The sequence below is a fragment of the Reichenbachiella sp. genome (genome assembly GCF_039969095.1).
Classification (GTDB): domain Bacteria; phylum Bacteroidota; class Bacteroidia; order Cytophagales; family Cyclobacteriaceae; genus Reichenbachiella.
Genome location: NZ_JBDVOL010000010.1, coordinates 594039 through 618579, shown reverse-complemented (window position 1 = coordinate 618579; position 24541 = coordinate 594039). Strand labels below are relative to the sequence as shown.

Here is a 24541-nt window from a genome sequence, read left to right as displayed (position 1 = left end):
AGTTTACAGCCAGATATCATCAAGTGATAAAACTAACTAAATCAACGGAATAAGAGAAAGAAAAAGAGGATTGCTATAGACCACAATCCTCTTTCCAATTTGAAACTAGCTTAATTTAGCCAGCGTCTCTTTGATTCTTTTAAGCGCTTCTTTTAGATTTTCCTCAGAAGCTGCGTACGACAATCTCACACAATCAGGATCACCAAATGCTTCTCCAGTCACTAAGGAAACGTGGGATTTTTCAAGCAAATAGATGCAAAGGTCACTCGCATTTTTGATTGTGGTAGATCCATCAGATTTTCCAAAATAGCTACTTACGTCTGGGAAAAAATAAAATGCACCTTGAGGCATATTAGTCTTCACACCAGGAATATCATTCAACAATCCAAAAACCAACTCTCTCCTCTTGCCATATTGCTCAGTCATAGCCTTGGTAGGTCCCAGGTCAGAAGTCAAGGCAGTCACTGTTGCTCTTTGAGCAATGCTACAGTTCGCAGAGGTAACCTGACCCTGAATTTTAGCACATGCCTTAGCTATCCAAGTAGGTGCACCAATATATCCCACTCTCCATCCAGTCATGGCAAATCCTTTCGCCATTCCGTTGATCGTGACTGTTTGATCAATCATACCTGGAAGTGCACCAATACTCGCATGCGCACCAGAAAAATTGATATGTTCATAGATTTCATCCGAAATGACTGTGACGTCAGTTCCTCTCAACACATCAGCTATGGCACTTAGCTCTTCTTTTGTGAATACAGACCCTGTAGGATTACAAGGTGAAGAGAAGATAATAGCTTTAGTTTTATCTGTCAAAGCAGCTTTGACTTGTGCGGCTGTGGCTTTAAAATCGGTTTCGATCCCTCCTTTTACTAATACTGGCACTCCTTCAGCCAATTCTATAGCCGCAGTATAGCTTACCCAATACGGAGAAAGTACGATTACTTCATCACCTGGATTCACTAATGCCATCATGACATTCACGATCGACTGCTTGGCTCCATTAGAAACTACAATCTGGTCAGCTGTATAATTTAGACCATTTTCATTTTTGAACTTATCAGAAATCGCTTGTCGCAAATCGGCATACCCATTGACTGGTGGATAAGCGAAATATTTTTCAGAATCAATGGCTTCTTTAGCTCCTTCTTGAATGTGCTTTGGTGTTTTGAAATCTGGCTCTCCCAGACTCAAACTGATCACATCTATTCCATTTTCTTTGAATTCTCTAGCTTTAGCAGCCATCGCCAATGTGGCAGACTCTGCCATGTTTTTGATTCTATCCGATAAGTGTTCCATTGATTGATTTTCTTGAAATAATATGCGCAAAAGTAGATAAGCTAAAAGCCAATCGCACAGCAATCAGATTAAAAATTTTAACATCTACGTTAAAATATGTTCAAAAATCTAAAGAATTACTGAAATATACTACAGCAAAGTGTAGGTTCTTCTATGAGATTCGAAATGCGTCACGTAAAAGTGACAAACCAAATACTAGATTTGGCCTGAAGAATAATTGGTTCGGGTGACGATACTGCGCCCCAAGGTCACCTCATCGGCATACTCCAACTCTCCTCCTACTGGAATACCTCGGGCAATCGTTGAAATTTTGACTCCTGTCTCTTCTAATTTTCTAGAAATATAAAAGCAAGTGGTATCTCCTTCCATTGTGGCGCTTAAAGCTAAAATCACTTCTTTCACTTCACCCTCGGATGCTTTTATGCGTTCTATTAGGGAATCGATATGCAAATTTTCAGGTCCAATTCCTTCAATTGGGGAAATCACTCCACCGAGCACATGAAACATGCCCTGATACTGCCCTGTACTTCTAATGGCCAATAAATCGGGTGTATCCACAACCACACAAATGACAGACAAATCTCTGCTGATTGTTCGACAGGTACAATCTGTCGTGTGAGAAATCACATGGCATGTCCCACAGTATTTGGTTTCTTTTCTTAATCTAGTTAGTGAAGCGGTTAGATTTTCTGTGGTGGCTTCCTGCTCTTTGAGTAAATGAAGCGCCAGTCTAAGTGCCGTCTTTTTTCCTATACCCGGCAATTTGGAAATTTCCTTTACCGCCTCTTCTATCAATTCACTTGGAAATTCCATTCAGTTATTTAATTAATCACAGCGTTTATCCCAGCATCCAAGATTCCTTCTTTCATGGGTTTCAGCTTCTCATAGCTGCCTTTTTTGACTTGACATTTCCCATTGAAATGAATGATATAAGTACACTGCTCCGCTTGTACACGTTCGTGTTTGCACACTTTGATCAATGTGTCAATTACGTGATCAAACGAGTTGACCTCATCATTAAAAACCACAAGCGTTCGACCTTCGTCTTCCTTTTCGTCTTCTAATACATCTACTAGCTCTTCTTCCTCAAATTGCCAAGACATAATTTTTACCTTTTAATCCAGTTTACAATAATAACTGCGTTCAAAATCTGAACAAAGATAATTATTACAAATTTCCTTAAATACAATAGTCATTAAAATCGCAGGTTCATAAATTTGGCATTATTACTGGTTGACTGGAATTAAAATTAAAATATGCAAAAAGCAAGCTGGATACTTCTGATATCGCTTCTCCTATTTGGAGGAAGCGCCTTAGCTCAGAAGAAGAAAAGAAAAAGAGCCCAGGACATTCAGAAAGTAATAGACGTTGCCTACACCTACTCGGGCACTCCCTACAAATATGGAGGCAATTCTCAATCTGGTATCGACTGCTCAGCGCTCATGCAAAACTCTTATGCCAGTGCTGGGTATAAAATACCTCGAACTGCTAAATCACAATCAAAATATGGCAAAAAAGTAGGATGGGGCGGAATCAGACAAGGCGATATCGTATTCTTCAAATTCAAAGCTAAAAGAGAAAAATGGTATCACAGTGGGATGATTACGTCAGTCTCTAAAGACGGTATATATTTTATTCATGCTTCTACTTCACGAGGTGTTATTGTCTCGGATCTAAATGCAGACTATTATAAAAAAAATGTAAAGGCATTCAGAAGGGTTATTCATTAGGTTTTACCTCTTGAATTAACTGAATCATTTGATCTAGTTGATCAGGTTTAAACCAATGGACTTCTTCATCCTTTTTGAACCAGGTCATTTGGCGCTTGGCGTATCTTCTCGAGTTCCTTTTGAGCAATCTTACAGCTTCTTCTTTATCATAATGCCCGTCCAAAAAATCAAAAATTTCCTTGTACCCTACCGTCTGGAGCGCATTGTTTGATCGATTTGGATATAAATTTTTGGCCTCTTCAAATAAGCCCTGTTCGATCATTAAATCCATTCTTCTATCTATTCGATCATAGAGTTTCGAACGATCCATGTCTAATCCAATCTTTAATATTTTGAATGGATGCTCCTTCCTTTTGCCTCCCTGTCGAAATTGAGAATAAGGTAAACCAGTGGAACGAGTTACTTCCAATCCCCTTACCACCCGTTGAGGGTTTTTTCTATCTACTTGTTCGTAATAGATGGGGTCACTCTCCTTCAATTCATCCAACAGTGCATCCAAACCTTTTTCTTCAAGTTCTTTATTGAGTGTTTCTCTCAAGGATAGATCAGTCTCGGGCATTTCGTCTAGCCCTTCACAAAAAGCACGCACATAAAGTCCCGATCCACCGACCATAAATTGCACTTCATTTGTTTGAAATAGGCTATGTAATAGTACCTCTGCATCTGTAGAAAAAGCACCAGCATCGTAGTCTTGATTGATCGAATGAGAATTCACAAAATGATGTGGGATTTGAGCCAATTCTTCTTGACTCGGTTTTGCGGTTCCAATGTCCATTTCTTTATAAAATTGTCTGGAATCAGAAGACAAAATCTCTCCTTTGAAATGTTCAGCTAATGCAATTGTAACCGCTGTTTTTCCTACTGCCGTAGCTCCAACTACTACAACCAAAAGATTTTTCTCACTCATCATTCAAAGATAGTTTAAGCGACCATTCATGAAATAGAATTCATTGAATATCTCTTTTAAAGATTGCAAGATCAATGCAAATCATAATCAAACAAATTCAATTTTATATTCATAATTTAAACCTAAAAGAATATATTAGCCGATAGGTTATTTAGGTATGCTTTGTACAAAAAGTTATTATCAGTCAAGCAGCAGACGGAGAAAAATATTTGTACTATGTGAAAAGGTTGAATACTGACTAAAATGTCAGCCCTCCTTGTCTATACCCAAACCTCAAATGATAATAAGCAACTTAATCGACAAATCGGACGGTAATAAAACCAGCTATTCCGTTTGTGAGAAAAGAAGATGGAGGATTTATGGAAAAATTGATTGTTAGGCCAACCAGAATTACACCCCTAATATATTTTGATCCCAATCGTGGATTACTTGAACTTAGAGGCAAATCCAGCCCAGAAAACTCAATACAGTTTTATAGCGGCTTGATTCGTGATCTTGAAGAATTTGGACGTACAGGCAAGAAAAATTTGATAGCAAATTTCAAATTTGAATATTTCAACACCAGTTCTTCTAAATGTCTATTCGATATTTTCAGGAAACTGAATATAGTCAAAGAAAGTGGATTTGACTTATCGATCAATTGGTACTATGAAGAAGATGACGAAGATATGCTTGAAGCAGGAGAAGATTATGCCGACCTACTTGGTATAGAATTTAATTATGTAGAAACGCAGTTTGATTAAACATTCAAACAAAAGGAACTAAAAAAAGAGGCAATCAAATGATTGCCTCTTTTTTGTTTTAACATTTCTTAGATCGTTCGATTCGGATCAAATTTCTCCAGATAATCAGCTACTCTTCTTACGAACATTCCACCCAATGCACCATCAACTACTCGGTGATCATAAGAGTGTGACAAGAACATTTTGTGTCGGATGCCAATCAAATCACCCTGTGGTGTCTCAATCACGCTTGGTTTCTTCACGATGGCTCCAAGAGCCAAAATTCCAACCTGAGGTTGCATAATAATTGGCGTGCCCATGACATTCCCAAAAGAGCCTACGTTCGAAACGGTATAGGTTCCACCACTCAGATCATCTGGCTTCAGTTTATTATCTCTACCTCTTCGAGCTAAATCATTCACCTTAAGTGCGATTCCTTTCAAACTCAATTGATCTGCATTGTGAATAACGGGTACAATCAAGTTTCCAGATGGCAATGCAACTGCCATTCCTACATTGATTGAGCCTTTTTTGATGATTTTGTTGCCATCTACTTGGACGTTGATCATCGGATAATCTTTAATTGCATTCACCACAGCTTCAATGAAAATCGGTGTAAAAGTCAGGGCTTGACCTTCTTTCTCCATAAATGCTTTTTTGTGCTTACCTCTCCATTTCACTACTTCAGTTACATCAGCTTCTACAAATGAAGTTACGTGTGGAGAAGTTTGTTTAGATGACACCATACGTTCGGCAATCATCTTCCGCATACGATCCATTTCAATTATTTCATCCTCGCCTGAGAAAGAAACTGCCACAGGCTGAGAGGCTGCTTTAGCAGGTGCAACGCCATTAGAAGCTGTTGGAGCTTCAGCCGGAACAGGAGCACCGTTTGACTTTCTGGTTTTCACATAAGCCAATATATCTTTCTTGGTTACTCGGCCTTCTTTACCCGTGCCAGGCAAAGATTCAAGTTCGGTCATCGGTATAGACTCTTCCCTTGCAATATTCAAAACTAAAGGAGAGTAGAATCTCCCAGATGTAGGTTTTTCTAACACTGGCGCAGCAGCACTAGCACTGGCTGAGTGCGCTTCGACTGCTTCTGCTACTAAAGCTTCGGCTTTCTCAACTACTTCAGGTTCTGGCCTAGAGGGAGCTGGTACATCTGCACCATCAGTAGCTATTACCGCAATCGGTTTTCCTACTTCAACCACATCACCTTCATTTGCTAAGATTTCTTTTAATACACCAGCATGTGTAGATGGTACTTCTGTGTCTACTTTGTCAGTAGCCACTTCTAAAACAGACTCATCTTGCTCGATCGTATCTCCTACTTTTTTAAGCCACGAAAGGATGGTGCCTTCCATTATACTTTCACCCATTTTGGGCATTACCATTTCTACTAAGGCCATAATATTTTATTACAGTTTCGGGTCTAATAAGTGGCTAAGTTACTTGATTTACAGCTAAAAATCACGGTTTATCAAGGGTTTGACGTAGGAAATTAAGGGCGTAAATCGCTGTATATTCTATATTGAGAATCCTCGTTCCGGGTAACTGAATTTTTCGAGTAAATACATTATTCCCAAAGGAAATTGCCATCCAAACCGTTCCCACAGGTTTTTCTTCTGTACCTCCATCAGGTCCAGCAATGCCTGTAGTGGAAATTCCTATGTCTGTTTTGAATTTTTTACGGATACCTTTGGCCATTTCAGTCGCTGTTTCTTCACTCACCGCGCCATACGTTTCGAGCGTCTTTTCACTGACTTTTAGTGTCTCCTTTTTAATGTCATTATGATAAGAAATAACAGACCCCCAATAATACTCTGAGCTTCCTGGAACAGCTGTCAATCGATGAGCTAAAAATCCACCGGTACAACTTTCTGCCGTGGCAATTTTTAGTTCGCGAGATTTGAGCATTTCCCCGACCGCATCTTCGATTTGGATATCCCCAAATCCAAACACATATTTCTTAATCAATGGCAGTACTTCTTCTATTTGATTGTCCATCTCAGCTTCTAACTCCTCTCGATTTTCTCCAACACCGGTCAATCTCAATCTCACTTGTCCTTTGCCTGGCAAATAGGCCAGTCCCAAATGATCAGGCAAATTGTCTTCCCAGTCACTAATTTCTTCTGCTAACCAAGACTCTCCAATTCCAATCGTCTTGATCACTTTATGCACAATTGTAGGAAGTGGAAATTCCTTTTTAAGTCTAGGCAAAATGGTTTTGGACATCATGGCCTCCATTTCAAATGGCACGCCTGGCATGGAAACAACAACCTTTTTACCTTTCTCAAACCACATCCCAGGCGCAGTTCCTCTTTCATTTTTTATCTTCCTTGACCCTTCTGGCAAATAGGCTTGCTGACGGTTTATTTCAGTTAGCTCTTTACCAAACCGTCGAAATATATCTTCTACATCTTCTAGTGCACTTGGGTTTAGTTCAAGTTCCATGTTGAAATATTCTGCCAATGTTTTTTTGGTGATATCATCTTTAGTAGGGCCTAATCCTCCTGTGATTAGAATAATATCAGACCTATTGAGAGATTCATCTAGCGCATTTGTGATTTCCGATTTTTTATCCCCGATAGAAGTTTTTCTTCTTACTTTGATTCCAATATCATCCAGTTCCCTACTGATCCATTTTGAATTTGTATCTAAAATTTGACCGTATAATATTTCATCACCTATAGTGAGTACTTCTGCAAAAATCTCTTTCATACTTTTTTCAATAAATAGACTTTCGAATATAAGAGGAATAGAAGAAAAATAAACCTGTAATTTTTATTCATCTATTGAATACTACTTATTTACGCTTTAGTTCTTATAATTTGATATTTTTAACAATGGAGTGACCTTCATTTGCTATTATTGAGGCTTAATTGAATTGACATTAATGATGCGTGCGAAATACACCTTTTTATTATTCTTTTTATTTATCTATAGTTCTTTCGTGGCACGTGCCAATAACACAGCACTAGAAGTCATCAAAAAGGATCCTCCTACTGAATTAAAAATCAACAAATTACTTGTTATTGTTTTGGTTCGGGAAAAAGAAAACAGGACTACACTTGAAGATGAATTGGGCTATGATCTAGGCGACTATGGAATATCCACGAAGAGTAGTCATTCGACCAGATTAGCTAGTTCAAAGAAATTAACTAAAGAAGAAGTAATAGCAGTTTGTAAAAAACATGAAGCTGATGGGGTGTTAGTGATTCGATTAGTAGATAGTAAGGAAGAGAACAGCTATTCGTACAATCAACGATCTCAATACACGGGTGCTGGATTTACCTCGGCCAATAGTAGCGGTGTCGTAATGAGCGGAGGCGAGACCTATTCCTGGGGTGATTATGCATATGGCAACTACTTTGACACGGTATCTTCAACAAGGGTAGAAATTCAATCTGATATATATCACATTGGAGAAGACAAACAATTGATGACTGATGATGTCATCATGCGAGTGGATCCGAGTGAAATTGAAAAATCGATAGAAAAATTTGCCAAGAAACTGAGCAAAAAAGTTTCGAAACAGAAATATATCGTAAGAGACAAATAAACCTTACAAGTCAGCCGCTAATCGACTGGCCTGATCAATGGCTCGTTTTGCATCTAGTTCTGCAGCTACATCTGCACCTCCAATTTTAGTGACCTTGAATCCTTTTTGCTCCAATGTGGCTACCAATGAATCTTCGGGTAGTTGTCCTGCGCAAAGAATGACATGATCTACGTCGAGCACTTGTTTTTCTTTTCCCTTTAAAGTGATATGTAAACCTTCATCATCAATTTTGTCATAAGATACATTCGTAATCATTTTCACGGCTTTATGCTTAAGGGTAGTTCTGTGAATCCATCCGGTAGTTTTACCCAATCTAGCACCCATTTTCCCTTCTGAACGCTGCAGCATAACAATCTCTCTTTTAGCCTTGGGCATCTCAGGCTCTACCAAACCTCCACGTTTTTCGTTTTTGACATCTACCCCCCATTCATGCATAAAGTCTTCGATATTCAAACTTGGACTTTCACCTTCTTGACTCAAAAATTCGGCAACATCAAATCCAATACCTCCTGCTCCAATAATAGCCACCTTACTCCCAACTGGTTTTTCATGTTTTAACACATCAATGTATGACAATACCTTTGCGTGGTCTTGTCCGTCTATTCCGGGATTTCTAGGATTGACTCCTGTTGCTACAATCACCTCCTCATATTCACCTTCTGCAAGCTTCTCTGCATCTACTTTTGTATTCAAATTCAGATCAACACCCGTGAGTTCAATGCGTTTATTGAAATATCTTAGTGTTTCATAAAATTCCTCTTTACCTGGAATTTTCTTCGCCATATTGAATTGACCACCAATCTCACCAGCAGCATCAAATAAAGTGACCGAATGGCCCCTTTCCGCTGCCACCGTAGCATACGCCAATCCAGCTGGACCTGCACCTATTACTGCTACTTTCTTTTTATGGGCAGCAGGTAAATAATTCAACTCCGTTTCCTTACAAGCTCTTGGATTGACCAGACAAGTAGATAGTTTATTTTTAAACACATGATCTAAGCAAGCTTGATTGCATCCAATGCAAGTATTTATTTCATCCTCTCTCCCTTGCTCGGATTTAATCATTAAGTCAGCATCTGCTAAAAACGGGCGAGCCATAGACACCATATCAGCGTCACCATTGGCCAAGATATTTTCTGCCACGTCGGGTTTATTGATTCTGTTGGTTGTGATCAATGGAATGTTCACTTCACCTTTCATTTTTTTGGTCACCCAAGTAAATGCCCCCCTCGGCACCATCGTAGCAATAGTTGGAATTCGTGCTTCATGCCAGCCAATTCCAGTATTAATAATAGTTGCTCCAGCTTTTTCAATTTCTTTGGCGAGCTGTACCACTTCAGACCATTCGCTTCCTTGAGGGATCAAATCCAGCATAGATAATCTGTAAATAATAATGAAATCTTCGCCTACGGCTTGACGAACAGCCTTAACTATCTCAATGGGAAAACGCATTCTATTTTCATAACTTCCTCCCCATCGATCAGTTCGTTTATTGGTGTGTTGAGCAATGAATTGATTGATAAGATAACCTTCAGATCCCATCACTTCTACTCCATCATATCCAGCCTCTTTAGCCAATGCCGCACATCGAGCAAAATCACTGATCGTATTTCGAATTCCCCGTTCGGATAAGGCAAAAGGTTTGAATGGAGTAATAGGAGATTTTATAGCAGATGGGCCAACGTTTAAAGGATGGTACCCATACCGTCCTGAATGAAGGATTTGCATACAAATTTTACCTCCATGTTCATGAACTCGCTCCGTAACAATTCTATGTTTTTTGGCATGAATAGTTTTAGTCATTCTGGCCGAAAAAGGCGCTACCCAACCTTGACGATTCGGCGAAACTCCGCCCGTTACAATCAGCCCTACGCCACCTTTGGCTCGATCGCCAAAATAGGTAGCCATGCGTTCAAAACCATTTTTAGTTTCTTCAAGGCCGGTATGCATGGAGCCCATCAAAGCTCTGTTTTTTAAGGTAGTAAATCCTAAATCAAGAGGTTCAAATAAATGCGGATACTTAGCGTGCGCCATAATTTATCTATTGGGTTAATTGCCTAACCTTAATTTTAATAGATATTATCGACTTGATGAAGGGATTGTCAATTTATTATGCATGCATACTTTTATTGAATAACCAAAGCAAAACTACTTTACATGAAAATATGCCATTCGACTGATTGGCTTTCCCTCAGTAGTTAATCCTTCTACACGTATTTCAAACAAACCTGTGACTTCGGAAGTACGGCTGTTAATTTCAAAATTTCCACCTGCATGCTGAATCCCGGAATTCCATAGCAGCAAATCTTGAAAATCAGGCTTTCTCTTCCCTTGGCTATTTGTATTAAATCTTTGTTTGCTTGCGTTAGTCACTTGAACAGGTGAAAAATTGACCTTTTTTCCTTGAGGCTCTATCTCTCCGCGATCTCCTTTGAAAGTGACTACCGATACAATGCCATCAAAAATGGTATTTCCAAAATAATATGTTCTGTTTAAAACTTCAATTCGATCAACCACATAAGGGGATAATTTCATTAGATCTTCCGCTTCTACAAATCCTCCATCCAATAGCAGCAGGGTTGGGCTTTCTACAAACAATTTTTTACTGGATTCCTGAGTCCGCATTTTGAATTCATAGTTGTCTTCTTTTTTGCTTACACCTACTTCCGCAATTAGCTCTATGAATGTATCGCGAATAGTAGTAAATCTTGTAAAATCATCCAACCGATACGATTTGATCCCATAAAACTGTTCTGGTTGACTTGGCCAAGAAATTGCTTCCAAAGTATCACTATAAGCATTGTAAATTTGATTTTGAATGCTTCTTTTTATCGACTCAGATACAAGCAAAGAATCAAATATGATGGGTCGATCCTTGAAAGGACTAAATTTTGGATAAAACTCAGGCTCGATGTCAATTGTTATGTTACTTTTTTCACCAAAAGTCTGTATTGTAGCCATGTCTAATTGGCTTTTGGGATCATAAGGTATGACGAAATTCCCTGATTCATTTGTTCTAGTCGACCCCAATTGTCTATTGGCTCCTGATACCGCCAAGGTTATTGGCTCGTCAGGGACTCGTTGATTTAGGCTATCAAATACGCTTCCTTGTACCAGTCCAGATCTATACTCCGGTAAATATTTCACATTATCAAGATTTTCTTTTTTCACTAACCTCGAATTGGCAATAAGCATATCATCCAGCTGAGTCCTTGAGGCAGCGTTGTAAAACTCATTTGGCAACCAAATACTTAGCTGACTTTTCCACTCCATATTGGTTCTGAAACTTTCTACAGTATTCTTTTCATTCACCATTTCTATGGCAACTGATAAAATGCAAGAATCTGGAATTTCAAAAATTACTCCAATTCTCGACAGTGTATCGAAACTCCCCAGATACTTTGAGGAAGTATTTGGCCAGGCACCATTCCATATTATTCTATCAGTTTCGATGACATTATCAATACTGAATGAAGCATAAATCAAACCTTCAGGAAGAGATCTTTTTTGAATTGAAAAAGCCGTATTTGCTGCCATCACCTGAACTACGTCCTTTTCATTCTTTCCTGAAATGCTCAATTCCCCTTGCGTATAGTTATCTGCAGATGCTCCAATTATTTTATAAACAAATGCCCCACCTGTATCTATGACTTTCAAACTAAGGCCTTCATTAACCGCCATTGGTAAATCAAAAAACTCAAATTTATCTTCTGATTCCAGAATGAAATGATAGTTACTATTTGGACTTGGAGTGAAGTCAAACCCAAAGAAGCCAAATCTATCTGTTAAGACTTCAATTGCTTCACCATCCGATTTTGAGGTTATTTTTCCCTTGACAGAAATTCCAGTTCCATACTGATCTGCTACTCGTAGAACCACTCTGTTTTTCTTGTCCTGTAGCATTTTTCCTCCTTCTACTGAAAAACTAACACTAAATTTTGTTTCTGGTGCTTTTGGGAATTTCTGAGCTAGGTATGGGTTAATAATTCTTATGGACTGTTCAGAAAAGCTTTCAAAATTCTTCATCCATCGCGTGTAGGCTACCAAATGATAAGTGCCAGTTTCTAAATCTGTTGGTATAAAGTACTCTCCTTCACCTCTGCCTCCTTCCAATAGGATTTTAGTTTGATACACAGATTCCCCACTAGATTTAAGTAATTCAACATACAATAATTTACTCAAATCAGACCATTTGCCAGTTTGTTCACTATAGACATAAGGACTAAAAAAAATAGTCTCTCCGACTATAAAATCATTACCACTTAGATGGGTAAATACAGACTCCCGAATATTTGATTGCCCGTAAATAACACAGGAAAGAAAAAGCAATAAAGTTGTACTAGCTATTCTCATCATCAATCCCAATAATCAGGTTTAATATTATCCGCATATACTCTACAGTCACTACAAGACACTGTAGCAATGACCACTAATCCAGGAGGCATAAATGGAAAATCATAAATATTACGTCCGGACATAACAATATTATTCAAATCAGAAATTGCTAATGTATCTAACACAATATCTGCAGCACAATTTTGACTATATCTACCTTCAGCCAAATAACCTTCATCCTCAAATTTTTCAGAAGTAAAAAAAGTAAGTTTTGAGCTTACTCCTGACACCTCAAAAAAACCAAAAACTACCTCACTTGAATTATTCACATTTGATATATTTCCAGCAATATTCCCTTTTTGCTTATCAAAGAAACTCCCTGCCGACTCGTTATTTTCTTTCAGCTTTTTATAATATTGATAACCACTAGGACTTATACTATGCTGTTTTAATAAAATCGAATATTCATAAATAAGCTGTGGATCCTGTCTACTAACCATCAAAATTGGAAATTCATTTAATTGATTTTCAGAAAGACCACTTGTGGTAGCGATCATCAATCCCAGCGATTGATTCTGCCCATAACAGGTGCTTATATCCTCCTCTCTAGAATAGTAGGTTTGTGTTTCGGTATCCCACTCAAACCTAGAAGGATATCGCGCTCTTATGATATAATCTTCGACATATTCGTACCTGAAAAAGGAAGCTTCAGTTTTCTCATCATGTGTATCCACAAAAAATTGTACACCCGTATCTAACTCACCTGACTCTTCAGAAGGCAATTCTAAATATCGACCATAGACACTATCTATCTCAACGGGATTGTTCAAAATTTGAGCTGAAGATTGATAAGCTGTACCATCCTTCAACCTAACTTCTAGGACATAGGAGCTACCAACTTTGCCAGCAATGGTAGGTAGCGTTTCATAGACTCCGTTTTCAATTTCAGTAAAATCAATTTGTTTATTTCCATCTTCTGTCAACCAAACTGTTGCATCAGATAAAGGCACTGACTCTAATTGATCCAAAGCCCTTGAAGTTGACATTCTCACCTGATGATTGGTTGGTTCGTTTGAAAACTCAGCCTCTATAATCATAACCTCCACCGTTTCATCTACCTGAAAGTCATAGGGCTCGACGCATCCCAGCATTCCAGTGAGTAACAACAATAAGATTTGGCCTGCTTTCATGTATTAAAAAGAAAAATTATAAGTGATAGTAGGTATTGGATTCGAAAAAACACTCATCTTATAGCCTTTTACTTCTCCCTCTTCTACCCTAAAAAACACGGTATAAACATTGTCACGGCCCATCAAGTTGTATATAGAAAAGTTCCAAGATGAATGCGCCAACTTTTTGATTTTGTGACTCCCTTCAATATTGACACCTAAATCCAATCGGAAATAATTAGGAATCCGAAAGGCATTTCTGTCAGAATAAATCAAGTTTTCTGAGCCCTTGAAATCCCATTTCCCAACGGGGTATGTTACGGGTACACCTGTCGCATACACCGCACTGAGTGTGACTGTAAATCTTCTGGAAAATTTATAGTTAGTAACTGTATTCAGATAATGAGGTTTATCATATCCTGTCGGGAAAAATTCACCTCCATTAATTACTTCATCCGTAAATGCACCATCCAATTGAATTAGCGATCGCGAATAGGTGTAATTGATCCAACCCGTTAACCAACCAGAAGACTTTTTTACAGATAACTCCAGTCCATAAGATTTTCCGGGTCCCTGCAACAAGTCTGTCTCAATGGCCTGATTGAATTGCAAGTCTGCTCCCACTTTGAAATCTACCAGGTTTTGAATTCTCTTGTAATACGACTCAGCAGACAACTCAATGGTATGCTTGCCATAGATATTTTTATAAAATCCTAAAGCCCACTGATCTGCGATTTGGGGTTTAATATGAGCACCAGATAGTCTCCAGATATCAGTTGGTGCTACAGAAGCAGCGTTGAGCAAGAGATGCACATTCTGTCTCGTTCTACCGTAGCTGGCTTTTATTGAGCTAGATTCATTCAATGAGTATTTTCCTGAAATTCTTGGTTCAGCACCATGATAAGTTGCGATTCTTTCGCCGTTGGCATAATCCTTTTCACCGATTACATAATTTAGATCTTTAGGCGAATTTTCGGCATACTGTCTGACTGTACCTGGGCCTATAGCCGTGTACATACTATACCTCAGCCCAGCATCAATGGTAAATTTATCTGTAGGGATAAATCTGGCAGACATGAACAAGGCTGTTTCTCTGCCATGCTCTTCACTCAGAGCATCCGACAATACCAGAGAGCCATCACCTGTAGGGTTTTTATCTCCAGGTTGGACATGAATAACTTTGGCCTCAGCTCCAAATTTCACATTCAATTTTTCTGAAATGTAGCGATCAAATTGAGCCGAAACTAAGCGCTCCTTCACTCCAAAATCAATTCGAAATGACTGAGTGGGCAATACGTCATAACCAATGTCATAGTCATAGTCTGTTAAACCTGCATGAAAATTACTTTGCCAGTTTTCATTAAAAACATGCTTCCAATTGAAAGAAGCTACTTTATTGGAATAAGAAAAGTCGGTGTATGACAATAAGGTGTCGGATGACAATTGAAATTTATCAAAACTATAATACCCAGAAAGTGAAATCTCATCCTTATCACCTATTTGATATTCCAATTTTCCGACCAAATCATAAAATGCGGCCTCGTTATTTTTCAATGGAGAATCAGTGATTTTTTTCAACACATAATCCGAATATGTCGCCCTGCCTCCAATCATCAGCGAAGGCCCATTTTCACCAATAGGTGCTTCCAAAGTTAGTCGTGAAGTAACCGGTCCTATACCACCAGATCCAGAGAATTTTCTTGAATCTAGGTCTTTAGTTTTTACATCAAAAACGGAAGATAACCGTCCTCCATATTCCGAAGGAATCCCGCTTTTGTACAACTCCATTCCTGATAGGGCATCGCTATTGAATACGGAGAAGAAGCCGAAAAAATGATTCGTGTTGTAAATAGGTGTTCCATCCAGTAAGAATAAATTTTGATCCGCCTTTCCTCCTCTGATATTGATACCCGCAGAACCTTCACCAAGGTACTGTACGCCAGCTGTAGTGGTAGAAACTCGAATAAGATCCTTTTCCCCTAGCAGAGCGGGAACCACCTTCATTTCCTCAGGATTTATTTTAGTCAATCCCATTTGAGGGCTTTGAACGTTAACCTCTCTGTTGGCATTGACTTCAACTGCATTGAGAGCAATGACATCTACTTCCAAGTCTATATTCAACTTTCCATCCGAATACACTCTCAATTGTCGATGTGTATTTTTCATATTGACTGATTGAATAAACAAATGATGTTTGCCATTTGGAATCGCTAAAGAATAAAAACCAGTAGCATCTGTGGAAGTACCGATATAGGGATTTTGAATGTATATAAACGCCCCTTCAACTGGATCTCCTGTCTGAATGTCCTTTACATATCCAGCAATCGTACTTTTTCGACCTTTGACATACCGATTTCTAACTCCGATGGTGCGAAGTATTTCTTCTTCAGACTGATCTCGAGCATGCAGGTCTTGTGCGAAAATAACCTCCGTGTCTTCTACTACTTCTTCTTGATCAAAAAACTGCGCAATAGCTGGAGTGTCTACTAATGAAGTATTGTTTAAAAGAATTACTCGCTTACCCATGAGATAGTAATCCATGGTGGTAGATTCCAAAAGCAACTCCAATTTAGCTTCTAATCCTTTGGCTTCAAGCACTAGTGGATCTACCTTATAATCATCCAACCATTCGTTCCTAAAATTGAACCAGACATTTTCAGATTTTTCAATTGTAGCTATAGCTTCTCGAATGGGAATCAGCTGGGTTGAATCAGAATTTAATTCTAGTTGAGCCTGTACAGCCTGGAGCGCACTAAATACGAAACATGAAATTAGGAGTAAATTTTTCATTTTTCAGTCAGTAAATGATCTCCATAACTCAACCACTTTCGCATTCCACTATCTTCTCCCCGTTTGAAATTTGCAAAATGCGGCTTTTTATAAGCTTTCAACTTGCTTTTTATGTTTGGAAATCGCTTATACACTGATTTTACACCTTTAAATCGTATGTATTCTTCCCCATCGTATAGAAAGTATAAATCTTCATTCAAAAATTCAATACCCTCTCCTCTTACGTATTCATTTTTAACTCTCTTGATATAAAAATTGATTGTCTGTCCGTCATAATAAAGCTCATAAAATCCTGAGCCATGAGAAGGCAAAACTGAGTCCTTAAGGTGAACGAATTGATGCTCTTGAATTGTAAAAGCTTCTACCTTATCAAGGTTGAGAAGAGTGGGTTCTATTGATACGTTTTGCAAAGCAATATTTCTAATGATTAATACATCCTTGTGCACATGGTAAAGCAAATAGACTGAATCGTAGGTCTCGCCTGAATATTTCAGATGACCTTGCTGCCATTTTGAACTGATAAAATAAGGTCCTTTTTTTAAGGCTAAATAGTCGAGTGGATAATACGATCCTTCAAGGATCGGAACATTTTTATATCCGACAGCTTCGTCATACCAAGCTGATAAATCACCATCAAGGTCAAGTCCTTTGGTATCATACTGCGCTGACAAACTCCCTAGACTCGAAACCCAGAGGATTAAGAATATTAAGTACTTAATTAAGACCAACTTTTATCTTTTTATTGATAAGCTAAATTCTAAACAATGGTTTGTAAGAATGGGGGGTAAATCTCACAATAAACAATGTATATCTCAAGTTTTAAAAAATTGAGACGCTTTAGTTAAGGATTAGACAAATGCTCTTTTATTACACATAAATAAAAGAGTTGCATATTAGGTATTCTATTCAAGAGTTCAAACTACAAATACTATTTCACGCCAAAAAATGAACACTAAGTCCGACTCGATTCAGTAAATCTTTTCGTCAATCCAATCCAAATAGGACTTAACAAAAGAGTAAGTGAAATGACGGCCACAATAGTTTGATAAGCAAAATCCGTGATGATCTCATTGAAATAGGCCAACTGCCCAAGGACAAAACTGAATTCTCCAATTTGAGAAAGTAGCGCTCCTGCATACAAACTATCCTTCCAACTCATTTTGAATCCGCGCATGATAAGAGCGTTTATAAACATGTTTGTCAGTAAGACTACCCCCACCAATGCCACTATGATAACAATGTGCTCCCATAGAAATTTGATATTGATCAGCATACCTATGGAAATGAAGAAAAGAGCTACGAAAATCACTTTGAATGAATAAAGGCTTTTATGAAACCATTCTGTGGATTTGGAAGTGGCCACAAAAATACCAGCCACAAAAGCACCCAATGCGGTTGACAATCCAAAAAAACCTGTGATCATCGAAAAACCAAAACATAATCCAAAGGCAAAAAAGACTTGAATTTCGTGATCGTGTTTGATCGTTTTGTGAAATGGTAGTTTGAGTTCTCCTTTGAAGAATAGAAAAACCACAAAACCAATCAGTAAAATTCCTCCTATAATTTGCATCCATATTTCCGTCATGGAAGTTTCCTGGCCTGACAAATAGTTGAGCGTAATCAACATCGGTACAATGAGTACATCCTGGACCAATAAAATACCTAGGACATTTTGCCCTACGGTATGATCCATTTCGCCAGAATCCTGAAGGAGTTTTACAATCACAGCCGTACTACTCAGGCTTACTACAAATCCAAAGGTTAAGATACGTGCCAAGGACCAGTCATAGTATTGACCTATGAGCCAAACCGCTAGAATACTGATGATTACTTGAAGTATGGTACCAACGACCGATATCTTCCAATTAGCTACCAAGTTTTTTAAAGAAATTTCCATTCCAATAAAAAACAGAAGCAACACCAATCCCAGAGACCCCATGGATCCAATCAAATCTGCATCATCGACTACGCCTAATACATGCGGGCCAATCACAACTCCAGTGATGATATATACGATCACATGCGTCTGCTTCAGCATTTTCAATAAAATACCCACTATCACTACAGCGAGTGCAATGGCGACAAACTTCAACAAGAAGGGGTTGCTTTCTATGACTGCAAGCATGATTTCATTAACTTTTAGTACTAAACCAAATGTAGCAGATTGAAAGCGTGAATAATTCTTTGTGAAAAGATATTTTGAAGAATTCTTCTAGGAGGTCAGAATCATAGATCTTCCAAACAGATAATCAATTATAAAACTAAAAACATACCATTATGAACCCTGTATCCTGGTTTGAAATCCCTGTCAATGATATGGACAGAGCCAAAGATTTCTATGAAAAATCATTAGACGTTAAAATTGAAATTCACGAAATGGGACCTGCACTAATGGGCTGGTTCCCCAACAATCCTGAAGCGCCTGGGGCTGCTGGTACCTTGCTCAAAGGAGACACCTATGTACCCTCTCACGACGGCACTTTGGTATATCTGGGTGTCGAAGACATCGAGGCGACTTTAGCGAAAATCAGCAAAAACGGAGGAAAAACTATGCAACCTAAAATGAGCATTGGAGAATACGGATTTATTGGCGTGTTTGAAGATTGCGAGGGCAATCGAGTGGCGTTGCACAGTATGAAATAGCGATCGCTCTTCACACCTAAGTAGATCATTATCAGTCCAGGTCATGAGCTAGATCATATGAATTAGTTTTTGAGGAGGGTAATTTTAATTAGACTAAACAACTCGAAACCATGAAAACGTCTATTAAAATTGCCCTCCTGAGCTGTTGTACCATCGTAATGTTACAATGCACCCCAACTTCCAACCCGTGCGATCCGATGCAAAACATGGGAATTGGCCCAATCGAAAAGCTAGATTTGCAGCCCTTGAATACCAATATGGCGGCAGATGGCAAGAAGATTTATGATCAGCTCTGTCGGGTATGTCACGATGAAATCAGGCAAATGGAAGGTCCAGCTCATCGGGGCATCATGAATAGAAGAACTCCCGAATGGATCATGAATATGATGCTCAATCCAAAAGAAATGTCTCAAAAAGATCCCATTGCCAAAATTCTGGCCGAGCGAGTCAATGGAGTGGAAATGGCAGACATGAACCTATCCGAAGATGAAGCCAGAAAGATATTGGAGTATTTTAGGACGCTGGAATAATTTATTCCTGATCAAACCGAATCCTGATTTATGCTATAACTTTTGCGTGAGCTCAATGAGACGATATATATTTAGGTAAACTTTATCTGCACCCTATGTATATTAAAAGAAACTATGGCTTTTGGATGACTTTCAACTGGTCTAAAAAGCCATTTATCCTAGGCTTGATCTACTCATTCGTCCTATTTGGAGGCTCCTATTTACTCGGTCTCACGGTTTATATTCCATGGCAGCCTATTAGCATCATTGGTATTGCTGTCGCCTTTTATTTGGGCTTCAAAAACAATAGCTCTTATGACCGTACTTGGGAAGCGAGGAAAATTTATGGTGGGATCGTAAATAGCAGCAGAAGTTTTGGTGCGGCTATAGTTGCCTTTGTGAGTGGCCCAAAATCTGATGAATTGATCAAGGAATTGGTTTATCGCCACGTCGCATGGCTCACCGCCCTGCGTCACCAACTGCGCTTGAGTCGACCATGGGAACATAGCGAAGAACGACTGAAAGGTAGGTACTCTCCTACCGTGTGTGAGGCATACACGGATAAACTAGAATTAGAGCTCGTGGATTATCTAAGCAAAGAAGAAATCTCGGCTTTGAATGGCAAAACAAACACTGCCACTCAAATCATGAAAAATCAATCAATTAGACTACAAGAGCTAAGAAACGAAGAATATTTTGAAGATTTCAGACACATGGAATTGCATCAGCTGATTGTTAGTTTTTTTACTGATCAGGGTAAGGCAGAACGCATCAAAAATTTTCCATTCCCAAGGCAATATGCTTCAACAGCCATTTGGTTGACCATTGTTTTTTGTGCTTTTGTTCCGCTTGGATTATTAGATATTGCCAAGTCGATGGAAGGCTGGTTATACTGGATTAGCCCAGTCATTTCAGCTCTGATTATCTGGGTCTTTTTCTTGATGGAAAAAATCGGAGATTATTCTGAAAACCCCTTCGAAGGCACTTACAATGATGTGCCGATCACTTCTATTTCGCGAGGCATAGAGATTGACTTAAGAGAAATGATAGATGATGACAATATTCCACCAGCTATTTCGGACGAGAATGGGTTTTTGTTGTAGAAAAATGATGCAGAACACATCTTCCGCTGGCGCGCATCTGTGATGCGTGACTTATCTACACAAGCAATTCAATTGCTATTCTCTTTGGACTCTTTGGGTAATTAATCCCACTCTATCAATCAAAAATACTACCTTTAATCGGTGTTTTTGCCAAAGATTACTTTTATAGTTCATTATACGATATAATCTAAACCCTCACCCTATGCCGAGTTCTTCAATAAAATATGATAAAGAATATTGCCAAATTTATCATGAGCAAGACCCTAATTGTATTCGATTGGTGTGGGATGGCTTTTCAAAACCTGAGGAATTTCGTGAGGCTTGTAATTATGTACTTGACCTTTTGGTGGAATACGGGACAGGAAGTTTGATTGTTGACAACCGAAAATCAACTGTAATAAGCAAAGAAAATCAAGAATGGCTGTCTCAAGAGTGGTATCCATTAGCCTATACTAAGGGATACAGGACTTCTGCTGTAATTGTAGGAGATAATTCACTCAATAAGATTTCGATAAAAAAGATTGAGAATTTACGTGATGGTGCTTTCAACACCAAACACTTTGAAGAAATTGAATCAGCTAAAGATTGGCTCAAGTCTTTATAACTACAGTTATTTCCCTGCTAGTACGAGCATTTAACTCGTACCTGTTTCAAACTTACCACAGGCGCGCATCTGTGATGCGTGCCCCATCTACACAAGTAATTCAATTGCTATTTTCTTTGATGTCCTTTTTAGATGGCGCAAAAGGGTTCGGAACCCCTATGATTTCCAGAAAACCTTTGCCCGCCAGTCCTTTGGCTTTGTTTTCTTCTGCTTTTAGGTACCGCTTGAGGGCTTGTTCTAATGGAAAAATACAGAAAGCAATCAAGACGTTGATCCCTAAATCTACTACAGGTGAACTTTGTACATTAAAATAATTGACCGCAATCGCCTGCAAAAACTCAATAATCAAAACTAACGCCAACACAGTTAGAACTTCGGTGATGATGATGTATTTTTCTCGTGCAAAACGGTTCATGATTCCGGATATGACCACCAGTAAAATCATGACCAGAATTTGCAAACTATAAAACCACAACGTTTGCCAATACGGCGGCTCGATCTCAAAGTTGAATGACTCCAATTGCTCCACATTGCCAAAGGCATCTTGTGCCCGAATATCCAGACTGTAGCTGCCCGGCTGCAAGTAACTCAATGTGATTTGTGAGTTGCTACTCCATTCAGACCAATTGTCATCGACTCCAGTCAAACGATACTGATAGGTCGTATTGAGTATACCCCGATAGTCTGGTTTGCTAAGTTCGAAATTGAACGTATTTTCATCATAGTCGAAAACCATCGTGCCATTCAAAAAGATATCCCCTTTATTACTAATGGCTCTCCTGATGAAACTACGACTCATGGTAAAAAGACTGTCGTCAATTGATTGGTGATATTCCAATAGCTCGTTCGCATCGTCTATCACCCAATGTCGATCATTGTAAACGGATACGTAAGACATATCAGGAAACAGTCCAAAAACATCCATCATTTCGATGTTTTTTTCGTGATCAATTTTATACCAATTTTTGCCATTGAACACCCATACTTCTCCGTCTCGCTGTTGAAGGTGTTTGACCGGTTTTCCCAGAAGTTGCATCATTTCAACGTCGGGCACCACTTTCAACTTGGTAGAATCGAGATAGAAATAGCCTTCGCTATTGATCAAATACAAGCGATCATTCAGAAACGTCAGTTTTGGGTTGTCTATGAATTGGTTTTTATACTTAAAAATTTTGTAATCAAAGTGATCTACCGTGATGTCATCAAACTCGATCAGAGCTGTTGGAGTAGCAAACCAGGTTCGACCATTTTCATCGTTAAAGGCCGTTTTGACCAAATCGCCATGCAAATTGAGATTTTCTGTTTCTACCCATTCATCGTCTTCTTTGTAATATATTTTGACCTCATTGTACATGTTGCCTACGATCAGCCTGTCATGCTTTTTCTCCAGCGTCACGAATCGAACAGGTTCGTGAATCACCATCTCTGCGCTATCCGCATTGATATAAAAAACACCACTACTCCCTGCGGCATATAGTTCTTCTTGATAAATGAAAAAGCGTTCTGTTTTGGAATGAATCCCATCTACATGTTTAAAAACCCACTCTTCGCCCACCAACTCTTTGCGCATCTTCCGCAATCGTACATTTTTTGAGATGATAGTGACCTGTTCTACGGGTTTGTAAATATTTTGAGAAGGTTTGTTTTTATGTTCTTCCGGCTCCTTCTCTTCAGGTTCATTATTGCGCTCGGCTTCCTTTTTTGCCTTTTTAGCCTTTCTTCGGGCTATTCTTTGCTCTCTTTTGGACAGTACGCGCTGGGGTTGCTCCTCCACTTTCTTCTCCTGTTCTTCTCCCTCCTCCATCGAGTCTTTGGCTGCTGACTCCTGTGGTACAGACTTGATTATTCTCTTTTTGACTGTTTCATAATAGGGTACATTTTTGTACCGTTCCACTTTCGTCAAATGATACACCCCTTCGCTGGTAGCTACATACAAACTGCTATCATAAAAAAATGCTTCATACAAGTGACCGTGCAATCCTTGAAAATTGCTAAAGGTTTTAAATGGAATACCCAGCTCCATCCTTGACAATCCAAATTCATGTGAGATCCAAAGGCCATGTTCCCGATCTACACCTATAGCATGTACTTCATTGTCGGGTAGGCCTTTTTCTCTGTTGATTACTTCTATGGTTCGGTTTTGTCGGTAGTCATATAGAATAGCACCGTTCTCTAATGTGCTGAGCGCAAAATTATTGTCATCCACCCATATGCCATTGTCTACAAAAGAATCATTGTTAAACAACAAATCTGATACTTGGCTCAGGGTGAAAACTCCTTGTTCATAGATGTAGATCTCGTTGTCCGTTGTACCAGCCAGATATACGTCCTCTGATGGGTGCTTCTCAAAAAATATGAATTCGTATGAATTACTCTCTGGCCAGGTAAAACTTACGAGTTCATCGCTGATATATTCGTATAGTTCTTTATCCGTTTGAACTAAGATCTTGCCATCTACTACGAACAGTTTAGTAAAGAAATCATCATAGTCTGCCAGACTAGTTCTTGAAATGGCTGAGGTCAAGACATCATAGCGTACAATGGTTTCTTCATTCACAAAATACACCGAGGAATTCAAGTAGGATGTTTGAAAATAGAGTCCATCATCATCTGCAACTGAATCCAGCGATTGATACTGCAACTTTTTGTCAACGATACTCAACAAGCCGAAGTCTCCTACGCAACCGACATAAAGCTGATCATTCCCGTGCAAATCAAGTGAGACGGCGGCACTCGGTGTCGAAACATGACGCCAAGTATTTCCATCATACTGAATCACGCCAGATCGATTGGCTATATATAATTGACCCTTACTATCTGATTTGATTTGGTAATTCACATCATCCAATCCTGGGATATTATGATGATGGTGCGTCAGAAATAGGTCTCCCTCCTGGGCATAAGAACCAGCAAAGCTAAATAACCAGCAAACTAAGAATATAAATAGTGTTACTCTTCGCATTCACTACAAGATTATTCAAATAAAAAATATTAAGATTCAAATATACATTTTGTTTGAGATACTCCTGACAGTTGCGGGATTATTCGATATGCGGTCACCTATGGAAATCATAAATTCAAGACATTATCAAGAAATGTCCCTCCATAAAATAACAAATCCTCTGACCATCTATCGAGTCACAGAAAATTAAATGATATCCGATT

Annotated in this window: 20 protein-coding genes; 7 read left to right on the top strand and 13 right to left on the bottom strand. The window is 38.8% G+C overall.

The annotated features are described in order from the left end of the window. Window positions 1-105: 105 nt before the first annotated feature. The 3 genes from ABJH98_RS05895 to ABJH98_RS05885 form a co-directional block, all read right to left on the bottom strand. Window positions 106-1299: a pyridoxal phosphate-dependent aminotransferase gene (locus tag ABJH98_RS05895; RefSeq protein WP_348306709.1), complete on the bottom strand. Its 1194-nt coding sequence runs from the start codon at window positions 1297-1299 to the stop codon at window positions 106-108. Window positions 1300-1494: 195 nt separating this feature from the next. After that, on the bottom strand, window positions 1495-2112 hold the full coding sequence (gene recR / locus ABJH98_RS05890) for a recombination mediator RecR (protein ID WP_348306708.1): 618 nt from the start codon (window positions 2110-2112) through the stop codon (window positions 1495-1497). An 8-nt stretch (window positions 2113-2120) separates the two neighbouring features. Beyond that, window positions 2121-2402 carry an ATP-dependent Clp protease adaptor ClpS gene (locus tag ABJH98_RS05885; RefSeq protein WP_348306707.1) on the bottom strand — a complete coding sequence of 94 codons (282 nt, stop codon included), beginning with the start codon at window positions 2400-2402 and terminating at the stop codon, window positions 2121-2123. A gap of 153 nt (window positions 2403-2555) precedes the next feature. Between ABJH98_RS05885 and ABJH98_RS05880 the strand changes: the two genes are divergently transcribed. Further along, window positions 2556-3029 (top strand): C40 family peptidase, encoded by a 474-nt coding sequence (locus tag ABJH98_RS05880; protein WP_348306706.1) that lies wholly within the window; start codon window positions 2556-2558, stop codon window positions 3027-3029. Here the strand turns inward: ABJH98_RS05880 and miaA are convergent. Next, on the bottom strand, window positions 3019-3939 hold the full coding sequence (miaA, locus tag ABJH98_RS05875; protein WP_348306705.1) for a tRNA (adenosine(37)-N6)-dimethylallyltransferase MiaA: 921 nt from the start codon (window positions 3937-3939) through the stop codon (window positions 3019-3021). The two genes, ABJH98_RS05880 and miaA, sit on opposite strands and share 11 nt — an antisense overlap. 332 nt (window positions 3940-4271) lie before the next feature. Between miaA and ABJH98_RS05870 the strand changes: the two genes are divergently transcribed. Continuing rightward, the gene (locus ABJH98_RS05870) at window positions 4272-4679 is read left to right on the top strand and encodes a DUF1987 domain-containing protein (protein WP_348306704.1); all 408 of its coding nucleotides are present in this window, start codon (window positions 4272-4274) and stop codon (window positions 4677-4679) included. Window positions 4680-4747: 68 nt separating this feature from the next. On the opposite strand, the gene ABJH98_RS05865 is transcribed toward ABJH98_RS05870, so the two are convergent. Both ABJH98_RS05865 and ABJH98_RS05860 read right to left on the bottom strand, forming a co-directional pair. Continuing rightward, entirely contained in the window at window positions 4748-6070 is a 1323-nt protein-coding gene (locus tag ABJH98_RS05865) for a dihydrolipoamide acetyltransferase family protein (RefSeq protein ID WP_348306703.1), read from the bottom strand. A 61-nt stretch (window positions 6071-6131) separates the two neighbouring features. After that, window positions 6132-7382, bottom strand: a complete 1251-nt coding sequence (locus tag ABJH98_RS05860) for a competence/damage-inducible protein A (RefSeq protein ID WP_348306702.1) — start codon at window positions 7380-7382, stop codon at window positions 6132-6134. A 175-nt stretch (window positions 7383-7557) separates the two neighbouring features. Between ABJH98_RS05860 and ABJH98_RS05855 the strand changes: the two genes are divergently transcribed. Further along, window positions 7558-8223, top strand: coding sequence for a hypothetical protein (locus ABJH98_RS05855; protein WP_348306701.1), 666 nt, complete (start codon window positions 7558-7560; stop codon window positions 8221-8223). 3 nt (window positions 8224-8226) lie between these two features. Here ABJH98_RS05855 and ABJH98_RS05850 read toward each other — a convergent pair whose 3' ends face one another. From ABJH98_RS05850 to ABJH98_RS05825, 6 genes are all read right to left on the bottom strand, one after another. After that, entirely contained in the window at window positions 8227-10257 is a 2031-nt protein-coding gene (locus tag ABJH98_RS05850) for an NADPH-dependent 2,4-dienoyl-CoA reductase (RefSeq protein ID WP_348306700.1), read from the bottom strand. A 114-nt stretch (window positions 10258-10371) separates the two neighbouring features. Beyond that, on the bottom strand, window positions 10372-12579 hold the full coding sequence (locus tag ABJH98_RS05845) for a hypothetical protein (protein ID WP_348306699.1): 2208 nt from the start codon (window positions 12577-12579) through the stop codon (window positions 10372-10374). Beyond that, window positions 12579-13748, bottom strand: a complete 1170-nt coding sequence (locus tag ABJH98_RS05840; protein WP_348306698.1) for a DUF4249 domain-containing protein — start codon at window positions 13746-13748, stop codon at window positions 12579-12581. The genes ABJH98_RS05845 and ABJH98_RS05840 overlap by 1 nt, the downstream gene beginning before the upstream one ends. A 3-nt stretch (window positions 13749-13751) precedes the next feature. Further along, a complete protein-coding gene (locus ABJH98_RS05835) occupies window positions 13752-16517 on the bottom strand; it encodes a carboxypeptidase-like regulatory domain-containing protein (protein WP_348306697.1) in 2766 nt (921 codons plus the stop codon). Continuing rightward, the gene (locus ABJH98_RS05830) at window positions 16514-17245 is read right to left on the bottom strand and encodes a hypothetical protein (protein ID WP_348306696.1); all 732 of its coding nucleotides are present in this window, start codon (window positions 17243-17245) and stop codon (window positions 16514-16516) included. The genes ABJH98_RS05835 and ABJH98_RS05830 overlap by 4 nt, the downstream gene beginning before the upstream one ends. 224 nt (window positions 17246-17469) lie before the next feature. Continuing rightward, window positions 17470-18642, bottom strand: coding sequence for a cation:proton antiporter (locus tag ABJH98_RS05825; protein WP_348306695.1), 1173 nt, complete (start codon window positions 18640-18642; stop codon window positions 17470-17472). 152 nt (window positions 18643-18794) lie between these two features. On the opposite strand from ABJH98_RS05825, the gene ABJH98_RS05820 reads away from it, so the two are divergent. The 4 genes from ABJH98_RS05820 (at window position 18795) to ABJH98_RS05805 (ending at window position 21376) form a co-directional block, all read left to right on the top strand. After that, window positions 18795-19160 (top strand): VOC family protein, encoded by a 366-nt coding sequence (locus ABJH98_RS05820; protein ID WP_348306694.1) that lies wholly within the window; start codon window positions 18795-18797, stop codon window positions 19158-19160. Between the two features lie 110 nt (window positions 19161-19270). Next, a complete protein-coding gene (locus tag ABJH98_RS05815) occupies window positions 19271-19690 on the top strand; it encodes a cytochrome c (RefSeq protein WP_348306693.1) in 420 nt (139 codons plus the stop codon). Between the two features lie 95 nt (window positions 19691-19785). After that, window positions 19786-20772 carry a bestrophin family ion channel gene (locus ABJH98_RS05810; protein WP_348306692.1) on the top strand — a complete coding sequence of 329 codons (987 nt, stop codon included), beginning with the start codon at window positions 19786-19788 and terminating at the stop codon, window positions 20770-20772. 202 nt (window positions 20773-20974) lie between these two features. Further along, entirely contained in the window at window positions 20975-21376 is a 402-nt protein-coding gene (locus tag ABJH98_RS05805) for a hypothetical protein (protein WP_348306691.1), read from the top strand. Between the two features lie 100 nt (window positions 21377-21476). On the opposite strand, the gene ABJH98_RS05800 is transcribed toward ABJH98_RS05805, so the two are convergent. Beyond that, window positions 21477-24338, bottom strand: a complete 2862-nt coding sequence (locus ABJH98_RS05800) for a triple tyrosine motif-containing protein (RefSeq protein ID WP_348306690.1) — start codon at window positions 24336-24338, stop codon at window positions 21477-21479. Between the last annotated feature and the right edge of the window lie 203 nt (window positions 24339-24541).

What these genes read in the sequence shown, in the direction of transcription:
- ABJH98_RS05895 (WP_348306709.1), bottom strand. Translation starts at nt 1,299, where the DNA reads ATGGAACACTTATCGGATAGAATCAAAAACATGGCAGAGTCTGCCACA.
- recR (WP_348306708.1), bottom strand. Translation starts at nt 2,112, where the DNA reads ATGGAATTTCCAAGTGAATTGATAGAAGAGGCGGTAAAGGAAATTTCC.
- ABJH98_RS05885 (WP_348306707.1), bottom strand. Translation starts at nt 2,402, where the DNA reads ATGTCTTGGCAATTTGAGGAAGAAGAGCTAGTAGATGTATTAGAAGAC.
- ABJH98_RS05880 (WP_348306706.1), top strand. Translation starts at nt 2,556, where the DNA reads ATGCAAAAAGCAAGCTGGATACTTCTGATATCGCTTCTCCTATTTGGA.
- miaA (WP_348306705.1), bottom strand. Translation starts at nt 3,939, where the DNA reads ATGATGAGTGAGAAAAATCTTTTGGTTGTAGTAGTTGGAGCTACGGCA.
- ABJH98_RS05865 (WP_348306703.1), bottom strand. Translation starts at nt 6,070, where the DNA reads ATGGCCTTAGTAGAAATGGTAATGCCCAAAATGGGTGAAAGTATAATG.
- ABJH98_RS05860 (WP_348306702.1), bottom strand. Translation starts at nt 7,382, where the DNA reads ATGAAAGAGATTTTTGCAGAAGTACTCACTATAGGTGATGAAATATTA.
- ABJH98_RS05855 (WP_348306701.1), top strand. Translation starts at nt 7,558, where the DNA reads ATGATGCGTGCGAAATACACCTTTTTATTATTCTTTTTATTTATCTAT.
- ABJH98_RS05850 (WP_348306700.1), bottom strand. Translation starts at nt 10,257, where the DNA reads ATGGCGCACGCTAAGTATCCGCATTTATTTGAACCTCTTGATTTAGGA.
- ABJH98_RS05845 (WP_348306699.1), bottom strand. Translation starts at nt 12,579, where the DNA reads ATGATGAGAATAGCTAGTACAACTTTATTGCTTTTTCTTTCCTGTGTT.
- ABJH98_RS05840 (WP_348306698.1), bottom strand. Translation starts at nt 13,748, where the DNA reads ATGAAAGCAGGCCAAATCTTATTGTTGTTACTCACTGGAATGCTGGGA.
- ABJH98_RS05835 (WP_348306697.1), bottom strand. Translation starts at nt 16,517, where the DNA reads ATGAAAAATTTACTCCTAATTTCATGTTTCGTATTTAGTGCGCTCCAG.
- ABJH98_RS05825 (WP_348306695.1), bottom strand. Translation starts at nt 18,642, where the DNA reads ATGCTTGCAGTCATAGAAAGCAACCCCTTCTTGTTGAAGTTTGTCGCC.
- ABJH98_RS05820 (WP_348306694.1), top strand. Translation starts at nt 18,795, where the DNA reads ATGAACCCTGTATCCTGGTTTGAAATCCCTGTCAATGATATGGACAGA.
- ABJH98_RS05815 (WP_348306693.1), top strand. Translation starts at nt 19,271, where the DNA reads ATGAAAACGTCTATTAAAATTGCCCTCCTGAGCTGTTGTACCATCGTA.
- ABJH98_RS05810 (WP_348306692.1), top strand. Translation starts at nt 19,786, where the DNA reads ATGTATATTAAAAGAAACTATGGCTTTTGGATGACTTTCAACTGGTCT.
- ABJH98_RS05805 (WP_348306691.1), top strand. Translation starts at nt 20,975, where the DNA reads ATGCCGAGTTCTTCAATAAAATATGATAAAGAATATTGCCAAATTTAT.
- ABJH98_RS05800 (WP_348306690.1), bottom strand. Translation starts at nt 24,338, where the DNA reads ATGCGAAGAGTAACACTATTTATATTCTTAGTTTGCTGGTTATTTAGC.